The organism is Candidatus Phytoplasma zeae (assembly GCF_001712875.1).
GTDB classification, from domain to species: Bacteria; Bacillota_I; Bacilli_A; order Acholeplasmatales; family Acholeplasmataceae; genus Phytoplasma; species Phytoplasma asteris.
The window spans coordinates 560,412-576,118 of record NZ_CP015149.1; the positions used below are offsets into that span (position 1 = coordinate 560,412).

The following is a 15,707-nucleotide window of genomic DNA, read 5'->3' on the forward strand; positions in this document are numbered from 1 at the left end:
AAAATAATTATTCATGAAAAAACATACAAATCAAGTTTAAAATTAAAAAATGAAAAATCATGAAAATACGTATTTTTAAATTTTTAAATTATTTTTTTAGCAAGAGCTTTTTTAAAGCTGTAACAATTTCGGCTTTTTTAAGTTTATGAAAATTAGGAACTTTGTGTTCTTTAGCTAATTTTTTTAACTCAAGAAGCAACATTTTAGATAAATCTAAAGAAGGTTTTTTTGCTTTAATTTGGGTAGTTTGTGGTTTTGTTTCCAAAGCATCATCGGATTTTTCCTCAGAAATTTCAGTAGATAAAACTTTTTCAGGTTGTAGAGAAGTTTTTTCTTCGGGTTGTGGTTGTGTTTCTTGTTGCAAAACTTCAACAGCTTTTACAGGTTCAACTGTTTTTTCTTGTTGTAATTCTTGTGTTTGTTCTTGCTCTTTTGTTTGAGTGGGTTCTTTTTGTTCTAATTTAGGAGCATTTTCTTTTAATTCTTTTTTTTCTAATTTTGGCGAATTTGCTTCTTCTAATTTTTCTTGAGTGGTTTGTGGTTTTGGGGTTTTTTTAAGTTGAGATGGTTTTTCTTCTTTTTGTGCAAGTTGGTTTAATTGTTCTTCTTGTAATTTAGTTAATTGCGCTTTTTTTTGTTTTAATGTTTGTTGAAATTGCACTAAGGCTTCTTTTGCTAATTGAACATATTGTGCGAAAGTTTCTGGTTGTAAATGTGATAAATCTGCTAATAATTTACGATTAACATCTACTTTTGCCAAAGCAAGTCCGTGCATTAAACGAGAATACTGTATGCCGCATAACATAGCACCAGCGTTAATACGGGAGATCCATAATTTACGAAAATCTCTTTTTCTTTGTTTGCGGTCTCTATAAGCGTATTGCAAAGAGCGCATTACTTGCTCGTGAGCTGTTTTGTAAAGAGTGCTTTTGGAACCAAAATATCCTTTTGCCATTTTTAAAACTTTTTTGCGACGACGGTGTCTTGCAGGAGTAAAACTAATTTTTGCCATATTCTTTTTCCTTTCTATAATCCTCTAATAAGAGTTTTGATTCTGTTGTAATCACAAAGTTTAACACAAGTAACTCCTCTTAGTTGGCGGTTTTGTTTAGTAGTTTTGGAAGCTGCAAGGTGATTTTTGTAGGCGTGGCCTCTTAATAATTTTTTCTTTTTAGTAATTTTAATTCGTTTTTTAAGCCCGCTGTGGGATTTTTTCTTAATCACTTTAATCATCCTTTCTTATTTTATTTATTTTTAATTTTTAATTGGGTGCAAAAAAATATTTTTGGTTTGTAAATTGGTTGAGTCGCGTTTTGTTTTGGGTAATTTTTCAGCCATTCAAATACCATTCATAACCTTTAAGGGTTATTTTAAAGGGGACAGAACTGCTGTTAGTTGATTACCTTGTAATTTTAAAGGAGTCTCAATTTGAGATAGGTTTTTCAAATCTTGCATAACTTGTTTAAAAACTGTTTCTCCTAATTGAAAATTATTAATCATACGACCACGAAAACGCATACTAACTTTTACTTTATCACCTTGTTTTAAAAATTTTTGAGCTTGTTTAATTTTAGTATTTAGATCATTTTTATCAATGGTAGGATTGAGGCGAATTTCTTTTAAAACAATAATTTGGGTTTTCTTTTTGGCTTCACGAAGTTTTTTTTGTTGGTTATAACGATGTTTTTGATAATTCATTAGTCGCGCTACCATCGGTGAGGCATCTGCGTTTACCACTACAATATCAATTTCTTTTTGTTCTGATAATTTTAAAGCTTCTTTTTGGTCAAAAACACCTAATTGTTCGCCTTTTTCATCAATAATGAGGTATTCCCCTTGTGGGATATTTTCATTATATAAATCGGAATTGGAACTTTTTTTAAATTTGTTGATTTTAATATTTAAAACCTCCTTTAGGTTTGGGGTTATTTTGTAAAAATGAAATGAAATGACATAACATGAAAATGAAACAAGGCAAAAAGAGAAAATAAAATAAAAAAAGAGAAACACCCAATGAACATTTCTCTTCTCTAAAATAACTAACACTAAATGTTTTTTGCATTTTTTTTACAAAAAAATTAAATGTTTATGTGCCATTTGCCTAAAAACTAATTGTTAATCAAGTGAGAGAAAAATCTTCTTTTCACGTTAATATCATAAGATTATTACAAAATCTTTGATAATTTTTATAATTGTATTTTGAATATTATAAAATAAAACAATAACAACACTGTCCTAATTATATAATAAAAAGTGCGGTTTGTCAATAGTTTTTGGGGGATTTTGGCAATTAAGAGGTTATTTTTTTTGCAAAACTTGGTCTTTTAATAAAGAAACAAACTCATCAACTTTAATTGTGGTTTGTTGGTGAGAGCCATATTTTCTAAAATTAATTAAATTGTTAGTCATTTCGTTGTCGCCAATTACAACTTGATAAGGAATTTTTAATTTTTGTGCTTCTCTAATTTTATAACCCAAAGTAGTATCTTTGGAATTAATTTCTACTCTGAAATTTTGTAATTGTAACATTTCTTTAATTTTTTGGCTAAATTCCAAATGTAGAGGAGCAGACACAGGAATTAAAAGCACTTGTACAGGAGCAAGCCATAAAGGAAAAACACCCTTTGTTTCTTCTACTAAATGCGCTAAAAATCTTTCCATAGTAGAAACAACTGCGCGGTGAATGACAACAGGACGATGGTGTTTGTTGTCTTCTCCAATAAAAGTAAGATCAAATTTTTGAGGGAGCAAAAAATCAAGTTGTACTGTTGATAATGTTTCTTCGTTGCCTAGGGCAGTAAACACTTGCACATCTAATTTAGGACCATAAAAGGCAGCTTCTCCGATGGCTTCTTTAAAGGGTAGGTTCAATTCTTGAATAGTTTCTTTGAGGGTTTTTTCAGCGTGATGCCACATTTGATCGTCATTAAAATATTTTTCTGTGTCATTAGGGTCACGATAACTTAGGCGCAACTCATAATTTTTAATATTAAAATCAAGATAAACTTCTAAAATTAAATTAATAATTTTTTTAATTTCTTCTTTGATTTGGTCAAGACAGGCAAAAATATGAGCGTCATTAAGAGTCATTTCTCTTACTCTTTGTAAACCAGAAACAGCTCCTGATTTTTCAAACCGATGCATCATTCCTAATTCAGCAATACGCAAAGGCAATTCCTTATAACTATGAGGAGTTTTTTTATAAATCATCATGTGATGAGGGCAATTCATTGGTCTTAAAACTAGTTTTTCACCATTTTCCAAAGTCATGATGGGAAACATATTAGAATCATAATGGTCCAAATGTCCAGAAATACGGTAAAGTTCAGTATTTGCCATAATGGGCGTATAGACATGATGATAATCATAACTTAATTCTTTGTCAACAATATATCTTTCAACGATGCGCCTTACAGTAGCTCCTTTAGGAAGCCAAAAGGGAAGTCCCAAACCAACTTCTTTATGAAACATGAATAAATCTAGTTCTTTGTTAAGTTTTTTGTGGTCGCGCTCTTTTCTTTCTTCCAAAAGTTGCAAGTGGTCCGCAAGCGCTTGTTTTTTGAAAAAAGAAGTACCATAGATGCGAGTCAAAGTTTTTTTTTTGGCATCTCCTTGAAAATAAGCTCCTGATATTTTTAAAAGTTTAAAATGTTTAATAAGGCTTGTTTTGGTTACATGACCGCCGCGGCAAAGATCAAAAAATTCTCCTTGACGATAAATACTGATAGTCTGGTTGCGAAATTTTTCCAGCAAAACTTGTTTATAAGGGTTGCAAGCAAATAATTTTTGGGCTTGTTCGAAAGAAACTTCTTCTCTTGTAATGGGGTGGTTTTCCAAAGAAATTTGATGCATTACTTTTTCAATGGCAAGAAAACCTTTTTCCGAAATGGTGTGATTTTGAAAATCAATATCATAATAAAATCCTTCTTTAATGGCAGGTCCTACTGTAAAAAGGGCACCTGGATAAAGTCTTGCAACGGCTTGCGCCATAAGGTGAGCGGTGCTGTGATTAAGAAATTCCAAAGATTTAGGATCAGATTCGGTTAAAATTTCTAAATTGCCGTTTTCTTTCAAATGAAAATCAAGTTCGATTGGTTGGTCGTTGAAAAGGGCTGCAACTGGTTTTTTGAAATGTGTAGATAAGTGTTTTTTCCAAATTGCCAAAGGAGTTATACCTGAAATAAATTCTTGTATTTGGTTGTCAAAAAAGCTGATTTTAATCATAAAAACCCTTTCTTTTGTAGTTTTTTGATTTTTTGATCTTTTAAAAAATTGGGGAAAAACAAAGATAATGGAGGAGAAAAAATAATAAAGGGCAAAAAAATTTATCTAAATAATAATGTGTGATATAATATGTATTTTATACTAAAAAATTAAATAACATATATCATAACTATAACACAAATCACAAGAAAAAGGGAGTCTTTTTTTAGTAATTAGTTGATTGGTGTTTATTATTTGGAATCTAAATTTTTAAGTGGTTTTGAAAAATGGTGCAATTTCTTTTTTTATTGTAGCAACAAAAGGCAAAATTTCTTTTTCGGATGGCAAAAACATACTGCAAGCTCTTAGGTGACCTTTACAACCATATTTTTGAACAATATGATATATTTGCGGTCCATTAGAACAAATACGCACTTGAATTTTAGAATCAGGACATTCAAAAAAAAGAGCATAAAAGGGGAAATTTTTAATATTAGATAAAATATTAATCGACAAAAAAACCTCTTCTAAAGTAATGTTGAATTGTTCAATTATTTGTTGATTCACATAAACATAGGCAAATCCGTCACAAGCAATAATATTTTGACATATATATCCTTGATATTTTAAAAAATTAAGTGTTACTTTATTGATATTTTGTTCCACCAAAGCAACATCAATACCATAATTAAGTAATTCTGAGGCAATTCTTAAAGTTTGGGCACTTACTCTATGATACCTAAAATTACCAGTATCTGTAATTAAACCAACATAAATAGCCAAAGAACCTTTAAAAGTTAGGTTTAAATTGAGTTTTTCTTTTAACAAGTAAATCATCTCAGAGCACGAACCAAAAGAATCATCAACCCATTGATAATTACCATAATTTTCGATTAAAATATGATGATCAATTCGAATAACAACTTTTCCCAATTTAAATCTTTGGTCACTGATGGCTTGAGTAGTACCGCAGTCAACTACAATTACTAAAGCATTTTGGTAAGTTTCATCTGGTATTTCATCCATTTGACCCAAAAAAGTTAAATGGTTTTTGGTTTGCCCCACCACATAAACATTTTTATGAGGAAAGGTATTTTGAATCATATTTTTTAAACCTATTTGAGAACCATAACAATCACCATCAGGATTTTTATGTCCGTGAATAATGATAGTGTCAAAGGTTTTAATTTGGGTTTCAATAAATTTCATATTTGTTCCTTTCTTTGTATTTGTTAAAATATTAGTTTAGTTAAAATGATGTTGGTTGGGGGGTTCTTGATATTTTCTTATTTTTTGGGTTTCTTTTATTTTCCTAAACAAAATTTAGAAAACAATTCTTTAATTAAACTATTTTCTTGATTATCACCTATAATTTGTCCTAACGCTTTATAAGCTTTAGTAAGATCAATAGAATAAATATCGATTGGCATTGATTGTAAAAGGGCTTGTTGCAAATCTTGGAAAGATCGAAGAGCAATTTGGATTTGATTAATGTGTCTTGCATTAGAAAAATAATTAAAATCTTTGGGCTGGATATCATTTAATTGGAATTTTTTTAAAATTGTTTGTTGTAAATCTAAAAACCCTGTTTTATCCAAACTCGAAACTGAAATAATTTCTTGTGGTGCTAATTGGGAAGAGTTGTTGGAAAGAGAAGAAATTAATTTATCACTTTTCAAATCCGCTTTGTTTCCTATAATAATGCGCGGATGGTTTTTGGTTAATTGCAAAAGTTGGATATCTTCTTCTTGCAAATGATTGCTTTTATCTAAAACTAATAAAATTAATTCTGCTTGTAAAAGCATTTTTTCTGTTCTTAAAATTCCTATTTTTTCAATGGGATCATCAGTTTTACGAATGCCTGCAGTATCAATTAAATGAAGGGTGATACCTTGACAATTAAAATAAGCTTCAACAAAATCTCTGGTAGTGCCTGAAATATCAGAAACAATAGCTTTGGTTTCGTTTAAAAAAGCATTAAGAAGGCTTGATTTACCAACATTGGGACGTCCAACAATTAAAGTTTTTATTCCTTCTTTAAGATATCTATTTTTATAGGAGTGGTTCAAAATATTTTCTAATTGCTTGATTAAACTTTTAACTTCCAAAGCAATTTTTTGTTGGGTGATTTGAGGAATGTCATCATATTCAGGATAATCAATATTAACTTCAATTTGAGCAATTAAATTAAGGATTTGGTCGCGCAAAGAAGTCACTAATTGAGAAGTGTATTTTTGCAAACCAGAATGAGCAATTTTAATGGCATTTTCATTAGTGGCATGAATTAGGTCCATAATGGATTCAGCTTGAATGAGGTCCATTTTTCCATTAAGATAGGCTCTTTGGCTAAATTCGCCTGGAAAAGCCAACCTAATATCTAATGACAAAACTCTTTCTAAAACCATTTGCGTAATTAAAATACCGCCATGAGCATTAATTTCTACAACATTTTCGCCAGTAAAAGAATTAGGAGTTTTAAAAACAGAAATCAAAACTTCATCCAAAATAGTTTGGTCTTTGTTGAGGATAAAACCGTGAGTAATGGTGTGTGTTTTGGTTTTGGTAAGGTCTTTGCCTTTAAAAATTTTATTTATTTCTGCAATAGAATTGTTGCCAGAAACCCTAATTATACTAACTCCTCCTGTTCCTAAAGGAGTTGAAATAGCAGCAATAGTATCAAAAAACATTTATTGGGGGCTCCTTTCTTTATGATTTTGTAATCTTTTCATTTATTGAATGTTGTTTTAAATTGATATTTATCATTTATAATATGAAAATAATTTACAACCGAAAGGAAAAGGAAAAAGAATTATCAAAATAAAAGTTTTATTTGGTTAATTTTATTATTGGTTATTGGAGATTTTTTTTATATGTGTATTTATTGAATTTATTAATTTTATTATTAATTAATTTTTAATTAGTTTTGGATTTTTGTCTTGGGATTTGGTTTCAAAAGCTTTAATTGAGTCTTTTATTTGAGATATGAAAAAAGTCATTTCTTGATTGTTATTTAAAGTAGCACCACAAGCTCTAAGGTGACCTCCGCCTTTAAATTGTCTAGCAATGGAGTTAATTTCAGGACCACGAGAACGAATGCGAGCTCTAATTGTTAAATCTGGTTGTTCTAAGAAAAAAGCCCAAACTGGATGATTTTCTAAATGACCCAAAATATTAACCAAACTTGCAGCAACGTCAATATGTAAGTTAAATTTTTTCAATGTTTCTTGAGAAATAAAAACGTAAGCAAATCCTTGGGAAGTAACTACATTTTGATAAATATAGGCTTTATATTGAAACAAGGTAAGAGTTTCTTTGTTAAGATGAAAAAAAATTTGTGATACATCAAGGTCAAAAGCAATTAAGGAAGAAGCAGCTTTAAGAGTGTTTTGGTCAACTCTATCAAAACAAAAATTACCAGTATCAGTTACCATACCTACATACATAGCCAAAGCACCTTTATGAGTTAATTTCATATTGCATTTTTCTTTAAATTCAAAAATCATTTGAGAACAAGAAGAATAATTAGCATCTACCCATTGATAATTGCAGTAATTATCCATTAATAAATGATGATCAATTCTAATTGTATCTTTAGCTAATTTAAATCTTTGGTCACTAATTTTGTTTTCTTGACCACAATCAACAACAATAGCAAGAGCGCTTTGGTACAAAGAATCACAAACTTCATCCATCACACCTACAAAAGATAAAGAATGATTTTGTTGCCCTACTGCATAGACTTTTTTTTGGGGAAAAGTTGCTGTAATTGCATCTTTTAAACCTAGTTGAGCGCCATAACAATCACCATCTGGATTGATGTGTCCGTGAATAATAATTGTTTCAAAAGCTTTAATTTTATTGTAAATAATTTTCATAATGTTCCTTTAATTTGTTAATTTTAATAAGTTTTTAGGAGTTTGCTTTTTGTTGGGCTTCATTAAATAATGTATCGATGTTTTTGTCTAAGTCTTTATCTAAAAAACAATCTATTACTAATTTTTCTACAACTATACGCGACATCTGGGATTTTCTAAAAGTGGGAGAAAAGAAATAAATGGGGTTACCTGTTTGAGATGATTCTTCATCTTCTTTTCTTTCACGTTTCATAAAGTCAAAAATATCTTTATTTATTTCTGGATTTTTAGAATTTTTGGAAGGATTTTCAGAATTTGTTTGTTCTGGTTGGGCGCTTTTATCATAACAAGGACGAGTAGGAAATTGACTAAGTTTTTGGATTAATTTTTCGTTTGTTTCTTTAGAAGTTAAATGTTTTAAAAACAACCAAGAAGCAAGCACTTCATCTTTATCTTTTTTATAAAATAAATTAATATTAGAACCTTGTTGTAAAACTTTTCTTTTGCCTGACTCAGGACCTTGTTTTCCTTTTTTCCAATAAGGAACCGAAGTTATCCCTACTTTAAATGGAGCTTTGGAAACATATTCAAATCCATTAGAAGAAGAAATATCCATTAAAATTTTTTGATCCATAAATAAATGAGTAGTATAACTTTCACCAGATAATTTACGAGTAATTAAATATTTTTTATCATAAAATTTTTTAAAATCTTTAATCATTTTTTTAGCATCTGGATTATTAAAACGTACTCCTACTTCACGACTTGATGGATCTTTTTTAATTGGTGAAGTTGTATATTCAATTCCTCTTTGTTCGGAAGATATAATAAATAAATTAGATTCAGAATCGTAAGAAATAGGGATTTTTTCAGAGTCAACTTGTTTAATTACTTTGCATAACTTTTTCATTTGTTCCCATGTAATACCATCTTTAAGTTTGCCTTCAAAATTAGAGTTATCATAATTGTCAAAACAAGATTCAAAATCGGAATCGATTCCGATTTTTTGTTTTTGAATTTTGCCTTTTAATTGTTTAAAATAATCTTGATTGTAATACATCAATTCAATAGATTTAGAAAATGGCAAGGAATACCATTTCCCTGGTTCTTTTTCATTACCCAAAGGCAATTGAGCCTCATTTTCAAAACTAGAATAAAAATATGTTTTTTCTGTTTGGGGATCTGTTGTACAAGGGTCTAATTTGATTTTTTCATTGGTGTGATCTTTAAATCCATCAAGGGGAACTAATTTACCTGATTCATAATAATTTACTAAATGATCAGCATAAGAAACAATTAAATGAGGTTCGTTGTTGGCTGGAAGAGCTACATTAATGTTTTTTACAATCCCACTCCAACTAGGTTTATATTCTGTTTTTACTTTGATTTTGGGATATTTTTCTCTAAATTCTTCAATAATTTCTTCTAAAGCATTTTTTGGTTTTCCTTTTTCTTTTTCAGGATCTAAACGATGCCAAAAAACAATTTCGATGGGTTTTTCTAGAAATTTTTCCCATGCTTCGCTATCTTTATATTTGGTAAGCATTTCATTTAATTCTTGTTCATGGTTATTTCTTAAAGCATTAGAATCAATTTTAGGAAATAATACAATAAATGCTAAAATAACAAATAAGCAAGTAAAAAAATGAATGATTTTTGATTTATCCTTTGATACCACTGTTTAATTTTCCTTCTAAAACATATCTTTTACAAAAAATGAACAACAAAACTAAAGGTAATGTCATCAAAACAGTAGCTGCCATTTGTTGATTGACTAAATGTTGGTTTTTTTCAGAGTCAAAAATATTTCTAATCACATTAGTAAGCAATTTCCCGCCTACAAGTTCAGGCCACAAATAAGCATTCCAAGTAGCAACTGCTCTAAAAATAATGATATTAATGATGTTATCTCTTAAAAGCGGAGTTAAAATTTTGTATAAAAACTTCCAATCACTACTACTATCAACTTTGGCAGATAAATAGAGTTCTTTGGGAATTTTTTTGATATTTTGCATTAATAAAAAAATATGAAATACATTGATTATAAAGGGAAGAATCATTGCTAAATAAATGCCACTAAAAACGCGCGTACCTTGACCAGAATCAACAAAACCTAGGCGTGCAACTGTTTGATAGTTAGTTAAAAACATACTTTCAGTAGTTATCATAGTGGTGATTAGAAAGACTCCTAATATAATTTTTTTAGTTCTAAATTCTAAAATACTAAGAGCAAAAGCAGTTATAATAGAGACAAAAATACCTAAAACAGTAGAGATAAAAACAACAGTAAGGGTTTTAAAAAAAGTCAAAAACAAGCTATAACGGGTAAATAGAAAAGAGAAGTTGTTCCACGTCAAATCTTTAGGAAAAAAACTAGGACAAGCAGGATTGTCTTGTAGAGCTAAATTTAGCATCCAATAAAAAGGGATAGCCAAAAAAAGAGCAAAAAAAGACAAAAAAAAGTATTTGGTAAAAGTGGCACAAACTTTGGGTAAATGTTTTTTAAGTTTGGCAAAAATGAGTTTTGTTTTATTATTTGAATTTGACATAATTATCAAGGTTCGATCCTTATTTATTATTTATTTTATTCATTTAATTTCTTTTCAAAAAAGAAAAAATTAATGGCGGTAAAAAGAATAGAAATTAAAAGCAAAATAACAGTGGCTGCAGCGCCTCTGGAATAAGAATCCATTAAAGTTCCTTCTAATTGTTGATAAATATAGCCTACCACAGTATTTACCTTAGTAATATCGGAATTACCAAAAACTCCAATAACAGATTCATATTCTTTAAAAACTTGAATTATTGCAATAATAAGTTGATAAAAAATAGTAGGAGCAAGTAGGGGAAGAGTAATTTTTCTAAAAAGAGTTATTTTAGAAGCGCCGTCAATTCTGGCAGCATCGTAATAATCTTTACTAATGTTTTTTAATCCCACACTAAAAATTAAAATTTGTAAGGGAAGGGATTTCCACACTACATAAAAAATTAAAACAAACATTTTATACGAATAAGGAGCTGCAATGTTAATCCAATCTTGTTGGAGCCCAAAAAAAGAATTAAAAAAACCTTCAGGGCGCGTTTGGATGCCAAAACTATTGTGATAAAAAAGGACTGCAAAAACCATTCCCATAATAACAGGATTTGTTAAATAAGGGAGGAAAAAAATGGTTTGAAAGATATTTTTTAAAAAACGATTATAAACACTGTTAAGTGCTAAGGCAATCATTAAAGACAAAAAAATAGAAATAGGAACAGCAACAAACACCAGTAAAAAAGTGTTAAAAAGTGCAGTTCTAAAATCAGGATCACAAAAAGTAGTAGTGTAATTGTAAAAATTAAACGAATAAGAAAATGTGTCTGCAAATTTATTATATCTACTATCCAAAGAAATAAAAAGTGTTTTTACCAAAGGATAAAAATTAAATAAAACCATAAGAATTAAGGCAGGCGCCAAATAATACCAATGATTATGTTTGGAATATTTAGTGGAATTGTGATGGAAAAGTTTTTTTAGCAATGACATTTAAAAAATCCTATTTTCGGTTTTTTTATCAAAAAGAAAACACTTATTTTCTTTAATTTGGAATCTAATTTTTTTCTTGGAAACAAATCCTTGGGGAAAAATAATATCTTTACTTTTTTCATCAAAGACAAGGTGGAAAGTGTTTTTAACAGCTTGCGGATGTCTTGCTAACATCATTAGGTTTCTTCCCATATTTTCTAAAAAGAGAGGTTCGATTTCAAAATTACCGTTTGTGTCAAACCAATAACCTTCGGGACGAATGGCTACATAGATTTCTTGATTTAGGTTTTTTAAAGTTTTGTTAGAAGAAAAATCAAAAAGAAGTGAATCTCCAATAGTTACTTTTCCAAAAGTAATTTTTCCTTCAAAAATAGAGATAAGCGGATTACCTAAAAATTTGGCAACAAACAAGTTGTTAGGATTGGCATAAACTTCTTGAGGAGCGCCTTTTTGTTGGATTTGTCCTTTATTCATTAAGCAAATTTCATCACTAATAGACATTGCTTCTTCTTGGTCGTGTGTAACAAAAATAGCAGTGATTCCAGTTTTTCGTTGGATTCTTCTAATTTCTTCTCTAGTTTTGAGGCGTAACCCTGCATCTAAGTTGGATAAGGGCTCATCTAAAAGCAAAACTTGAGGTTCTTTTACTAAGGCTCTTGCAATTGCTACTCGTTGTTGTTGTCCGCCTGAAATTTGCTGAGGTTTTTTGTCTAAATGATCGGCAATTCCTACTAAATTGGCAATTTCTTCTACTTTTTGCACAATAATGTCGCGCGCAAATTTTAGATTTTCCAGTGGAAAGGAAATATTTTGTCTAACTGTCATATGAGGATATAGAGCGTAATTTTGGAAAACTAAACCAATACCTCTTTTTTCAATAGGCAGGTTAGTGACATCTTTGTCGCCAAAAAATATTTTTCCAGCCGAAATAGGATGAAGACCTGCAATCATGTAAAGAGTAGTCGATTTGCCACAACCCGAAGGACCTAAAAGACTTACCAATTTTCCTTTAGGAATGTTGATGTCAATTTTTTTTACAGCATAAGTTTCTTTTTTAGTTTGTTTATCGATGAAAATTTTAGAAACTTGTTCTAATTTTATACCCATTTTTTGTATTCCTTATTTTTAGCTTTTTGGCTTTTAATTTTGTGTTTGTGTTTGTGATTTTGGTTTGGTTTGATTTGTTTTTTGGTTTTATTATTTTGATTTTATTATTTTTAACTTTTTTTATTGTTTTTGGTTTTTTGATTTTTGGTTTTTATCTTTTAGATGAATTTAATCATTTTTTAATTATTGGTGATTTTTTTATTTTTGGACTTTTGTTTACTTTTTTGAATTTTATAAAATTTTATAAATGTTTAAAAAATATTGACAATTAATAGTTAAAAAATATTAAATATGATTTTGCAATTTTTTTTGTTTTTTAAAAATAATTAAAAGCGAAATTCCCAACAAAAAATAAAAAAATGTTTTAGAAAAATATTTTAGAGTTAAAAAATATTTAAGAAAAGGTTAAAAAGTTTTAAAGTTCTTGTAAATTGATAAATAAAAAACGATACTATTAATTAAACTTAAAAAACTAAATTATGATAAGTTCTTGGAAAAGCAATTACATCACGAATATTATCTAATCCTGTTAAAAAAATTAGTAGTCTTTCAAATCCTAAGCCAAAACCTGAATGAATGCATCCCCCAAAACGGCGTAAATCTAAATACCATTCCAAATCTTTTTGAGGAATTTTCATTTGGTTCATTTTTTCAATTAAAACTGATAAATTTTCTTCTCTTTGCGATCCGCCAATTAATTCTCCGACACGAGGAACTAAAAGATCCATCGCAGCTACTGTTTTTTGATCGGGATTATTTTTCATATAAAAAGCTTTAATTTCTTTGGGCCAATCAACAATAAAAACTGGTTTTTTAAAATGTGTTTCGGTTAAATATTTTTCGTGTTCGGTTGCCAAATCAGCGCCATAAAAAAGGGGGTTTTCAAATTTGGTGTTGCTTTTTTGCAAAATTTCTAAAGCTTGTTCGTATTTTACTGTCAAAAATTCTTTTTCCTCAGCGATGTTTTTTAATTCTTCAATTAAACCGTTTTTTTCTGTCTTATCCAAAAATTCTATATCTTGATAATTTTGTTCTAAACATTTAGCAATAACAAATTGTAACATTTCTTGGGCGACTTTTAAATTTTGAGATAAATTGCAAAAAGCCATTTCAGGTTCTAACATCCAAAATTCAGCAGCATGTCTTGGAGTATTTGATTTTTCAGCTCTAAAAGTAGGACCAAAAGTATAGACTTTATTCAAACCCAAAGCCATCGCTTCTGCTTCTAGTTGACCTGTTACTGTTAAAAAAACTTTTTTGCCAAAAAAATCTTTTTGATAATCAATTTCATTTTTGCTGGTAGTCTCATCGGCAAGTTTGGAAGCGTTTGAAATGTTTTTTGTTTGTGGCAAAGCTTCTAAATTAAGGGTTGTAAGTTGAAATAATTCACCCGCGCCTTCGCCATCATTAGCAGTGATAATGGGAGTGTTGATGTGAAAAAAACCTTTTTTTTGAAAAAAACTGTGCAGGGCAAAAAAAGCGGTATTTCTAATGCGAAAAACTGCTCCAAAAAGTTTGGTGCGCACTCTTAGATGAGATATTTGTCTCAAAAAAACCTTAGAATGTTTTTTGGGTTGAAGCGGATAAGAAAAATCACTTGCGCCTAAAAGAGAAACATTTTGGGCACTAATTTCAAAAGGCGTTTGGCGATTTTTGGTTGCTTTTAGAATACCTTCCACTTGCAAAGAAGCCCCAATTTGCAACATTTCTTTTAATTTTTCTAAATTAATGTTATTTGGAGATTCGTTGTTGGTGTTGACTTTTTGGTTTTCATGAAATTCGGTAATTTCGGCGGCGATTTCGATGTTTTTGGTTTTGGTTTCTTTACAAATAATTTGTAAATTCTCCAGAAAAGTACCATCATTTAAATCGATAAAAATTAATTTTTTTTGATAACGACAATTTCTAACCCAACCATTTAATACTATTTTTTTTTGATAAAATAACTCTGGTTTTTGGAAAATATCTTTGATAGAAATTTTCATTGTAATTTACTAATCCTTTGTTTTTATTTAATGTTGTAATATTTTGTTGTAAATAAAAAAGTGAAATGAAACGAATATGAATTAAAAAAAATGTAAATGGGAATAGAAAAAAGGGGGATTAAAATAAGAAGAAAAAGAAATTTAAAGAAAAAAATCGGAGGAAAAAATAATAGCGAAGCAAAAAATAAAAAAAGAGAGGCAAAAAGTATTAGAATTAGTAATATGAAAAATAATTTTTTTGTTTATTTTTTTAATTAAAATAGCGATATATAATAAAAAATTGAAAATTTTAAAAGTTTTAGGAAATTAATAGATCTTAATTAAAAAAGTAAAAAAAGATTATAAAAATTGTCTAAAAATAATAAAATTTTTTTTAAAAAAGACACTCAAAATAAAAATAACCCAAAAAAAATTGAAAGAATTAAAAACAATTACAAATTTATTTTATCATTTTTAAGTTATATTTTGATATTTTTTTGAAAAAAACGCAATAAATTAGAATAAAAAACAATAACAAAGTAAAAATAAAATAAAAATAAAAGTTAGGAAAAAATAGATTTAAATGTTCCTAAGTTTTAAAAAATGTTCCTAAGTTTTAAAAAAATTAATTTTTAGTTGTAAAAAACTAACTTAGAAAAAGATTAAAATAAAAGTTGATTTTTTCTAAAATTGTTCCTTCTTTTTTAAAAAGAAAGGTTTTTCAAAGTTAGGAAAAAGTTATTTTTTTTGTTCCTAAAAACTGTGGCTTTTTATGTTATTATTTTATTGAATAATTTTATTTTTTCTAGAAAAAATGTGAAAGCAAAAAAATTTTAAAAATAGTTGTTAAAAATAAAATGTTTCCAAACTGTTAAAAATAGTTCCTAAAATGTTAATAAATTTTTCCTTAATTTGAGGAAAAATAAAGTTAAAAGCTATTTTTTTTAGAATTAGGAACAAAAAATGTGATTAATAATAATAATAATTTAATAAAAAATTAATATAACAAATAAAAAACAATAATTAAAATAAAATACTAAAGGTAATATTAAA

Annotated in this window: 13 protein-coding genes; 1 reads left to right on the forward strand and 12 read right to left on the reverse strand. The window is 28.5% G+C overall.

From position 1 onward, the window contains the following. Positions 1–88: 88 nt before the first annotated feature. The 12 genes from rplT to asnS form a co-directional block, all read right to left on the reverse strand. Positions 89–1,012, reverse strand: a complete 924-nt coding sequence (rplT, locus tag MBSPM3_RS03330) for a 50S ribosomal protein L20 (RefSeq protein ID WP_069028418.1) — start codon at positions 1,010–1,012, stop codon at positions 89–91. 14 nt (positions 1,013–1,026) lie between these two features. Continuing rightward, a complete protein-coding gene (gene rpmI, locus MBSPM3_RS02785; RefSeq protein WP_011412939.1) occupies positions 1,027–1,233 on the reverse strand; it encodes a 50S ribosomal protein L35 in 207 nt (68 codons plus the stop codon). A gap of 132 nt (positions 1,234–1,365) precedes the next feature. Then, the gene (gene infC / locus MBSPM3_RS02790; protein ID WP_232308836.1) at positions 1,366–2,010 is read right to left on the reverse strand and encodes a translation initiation factor IF-3; all 645 of its coding nucleotides are present in this window, start codon (positions 2,008–2,010) and stop codon (positions 1,366–1,368) included. Between the two features lie 288 nt (positions 2,011–2,298). After that, on the reverse strand, positions 2,299–4,224 hold the full coding sequence (thrS, locus tag MBSPM3_RS02795; protein ID WP_069028419.1) for a threonine--tRNA ligase: 1,926 nt from the start codon (positions 4,222–4,224) through the stop codon (positions 2,299–2,301). A gap of 249 nt (positions 4,225–4,473) precedes the next feature. Continuing rightward, the gene (locus MBSPM3_RS02800; protein WP_069028420.1) at positions 4,474–5,412 is read right to left on the reverse strand and encodes a DHH family phosphoesterase; all 939 of its coding nucleotides are present in this window, start codon (positions 5,410–5,412) and stop codon (positions 4,474–4,476) included. A 95-nt stretch (positions 5,413–5,507) separates the two neighbouring features. Then, positions 5,508–6,890: a tRNA uridine-5-carboxymethylaminomethyl(34) synthesis GTPase MnmE gene (gene mnmE / locus MBSPM3_RS02805; protein ID WP_069028421.1), complete on the reverse strand. Its 1,383-nt coding sequence runs from the start codon at positions 6,888–6,890 to the stop codon at positions 5,508–5,510. A 219-nt stretch (positions 6,891–7,109) separates the two neighbouring features. Further along, positions 7,110–8,078, reverse strand: a complete 969-nt coding sequence (locus tag MBSPM3_RS02810) for a DHH family phosphoesterase (protein WP_069028422.1) — start codon at positions 8,076–8,078, stop codon at positions 7,110–7,112. A gap of 34 nt (positions 8,079–8,112) precedes the next feature. Beyond that, the gene (locus MBSPM3_RS02815) at positions 8,113–9,735 is read right to left on the reverse strand and encodes an extracellular solute-binding protein (protein ID WP_069028423.1); all 1,623 of its coding nucleotides are present in this window, start codon (positions 9,733–9,735) and stop codon (positions 8,113–8,115) included. After that, positions 9,719–10,606 carry a carbohydrate ABC transporter permease gene (locus tag MBSPM3_RS02820; protein ID WP_069028424.1) on the reverse strand — a complete coding sequence of 296 codons (888 nt, stop codon included), beginning with the start codon at positions 10,604–10,606 and terminating at the stop codon, positions 9,719–9,721. Before MBSPM3_RS02820 ends, MBSPM3_RS02815 begins: the two co-directional genes overlap by 17 nt. Positions 10,607–10,641: 35 nt before the next feature. Next, entirely contained in the window at positions 10,642–11,583 is a 942-nt protein-coding gene (locus MBSPM3_RS02825; protein WP_069028425.1) for a carbohydrate ABC transporter permease, read from the reverse strand. Beyond that, on the reverse strand, positions 11,584–12,690 hold the full coding sequence (locus MBSPM3_RS02830) for an ABC transporter ATP-binding protein (protein WP_069028426.1): 1,107 nt from the start codon (positions 12,688–12,690) through the stop codon (positions 11,584–11,586). It abuts the gene before it with no gap. 464 nt (positions 12,691–13,154) lie between these two features. Then, a complete protein-coding gene (asnS, locus tag MBSPM3_RS02840; protein WP_069028428.1) occupies positions 13,155–14,675 on the reverse strand; it encodes an asparagine--tRNA ligase in 1,521 nt (506 codons plus the stop codon). A 96-nt stretch (positions 14,676–14,771) separates the two neighbouring features. Between asnS and MBSPM3_RS03030 the strand changes: the two genes are divergently transcribed. Further along, entirely contained in the window at positions 14,772–14,933 is a 162-nt protein-coding gene (locus MBSPM3_RS03030) for a hypothetical protein (protein WP_157084493.1), read from the forward strand. Positions 14,934–15,707: the final 774 nt, after the last annotated feature.

Coding starts and splice junctions, on each gene's coding strand:
- MBSPM3_RS03030 (WP_157084493.1), top strand. CDS start 14,772: ATGGGAATAGAAAAAAGGGGGATTAAAATAAGAAGAAAAAGAAATTTA.
- MBSPM3_RS02800 (WP_069028420.1), bottom strand. CDS start 5,412: ATGAAATTTATTGAAACCCAAATTAAAACCTTTGACACTATCATTATT.
- MBSPM3_RS02825 (WP_069028425.1), bottom strand. CDS start 11,583: ATGTCATTGCTAAAAAAACTTTTCCATCACAATTCCACTAAATATTCC.
- thrS (WP_069028419.1), bottom strand. CDS start 4,224: ATGATTAAAATCAGCTTTTTTGACAACCAAATACAAGAATTTATTTCA.
- rplT (WP_069028418.1), bottom strand. CDS start 1,012: ATGGCAAAAATTAGTTTTACTCCTGCAAGACACCGTCGTCGCAAAAAA.
- asnS (WP_069028428.1), bottom strand. CDS start 14,675: ATGAAAATTTCTATCAAAGATATTTTCCAAAAACCAGAGTTATTTTAT.
- MBSPM3_RS02810 (WP_069028422.1), bottom strand. CDS start 8,078: ATGAAAATTATTTACAATAAAATTAAAGCTTTTGAAACAATTATTATT.
- MBSPM3_RS02830 (WP_069028426.1), bottom strand. CDS start 12,690: ATGGGTATAAAATTAGAACAAGTTTCTAAAATTTTCATCGATAAACAA.
- MBSPM3_RS02820 (WP_069028424.1), bottom strand. CDS start 10,606: ATGTCAAATTCAAATAATAAAACAAAACTCATTTTTGCCAAACTTAAA.
- mnmE (WP_069028421.1), bottom strand. CDS start 6,890: ATGTTTTTTGATACTATTGCTGCTATTTCAACTCCTTTAGGAACAGGA.
- rpmI (WP_011412939.1), bottom strand. CDS start 1,233: ATGATTAAAGTGATTAAGAAAAAATCCCACAGCGGGCTTAAAAAACGA.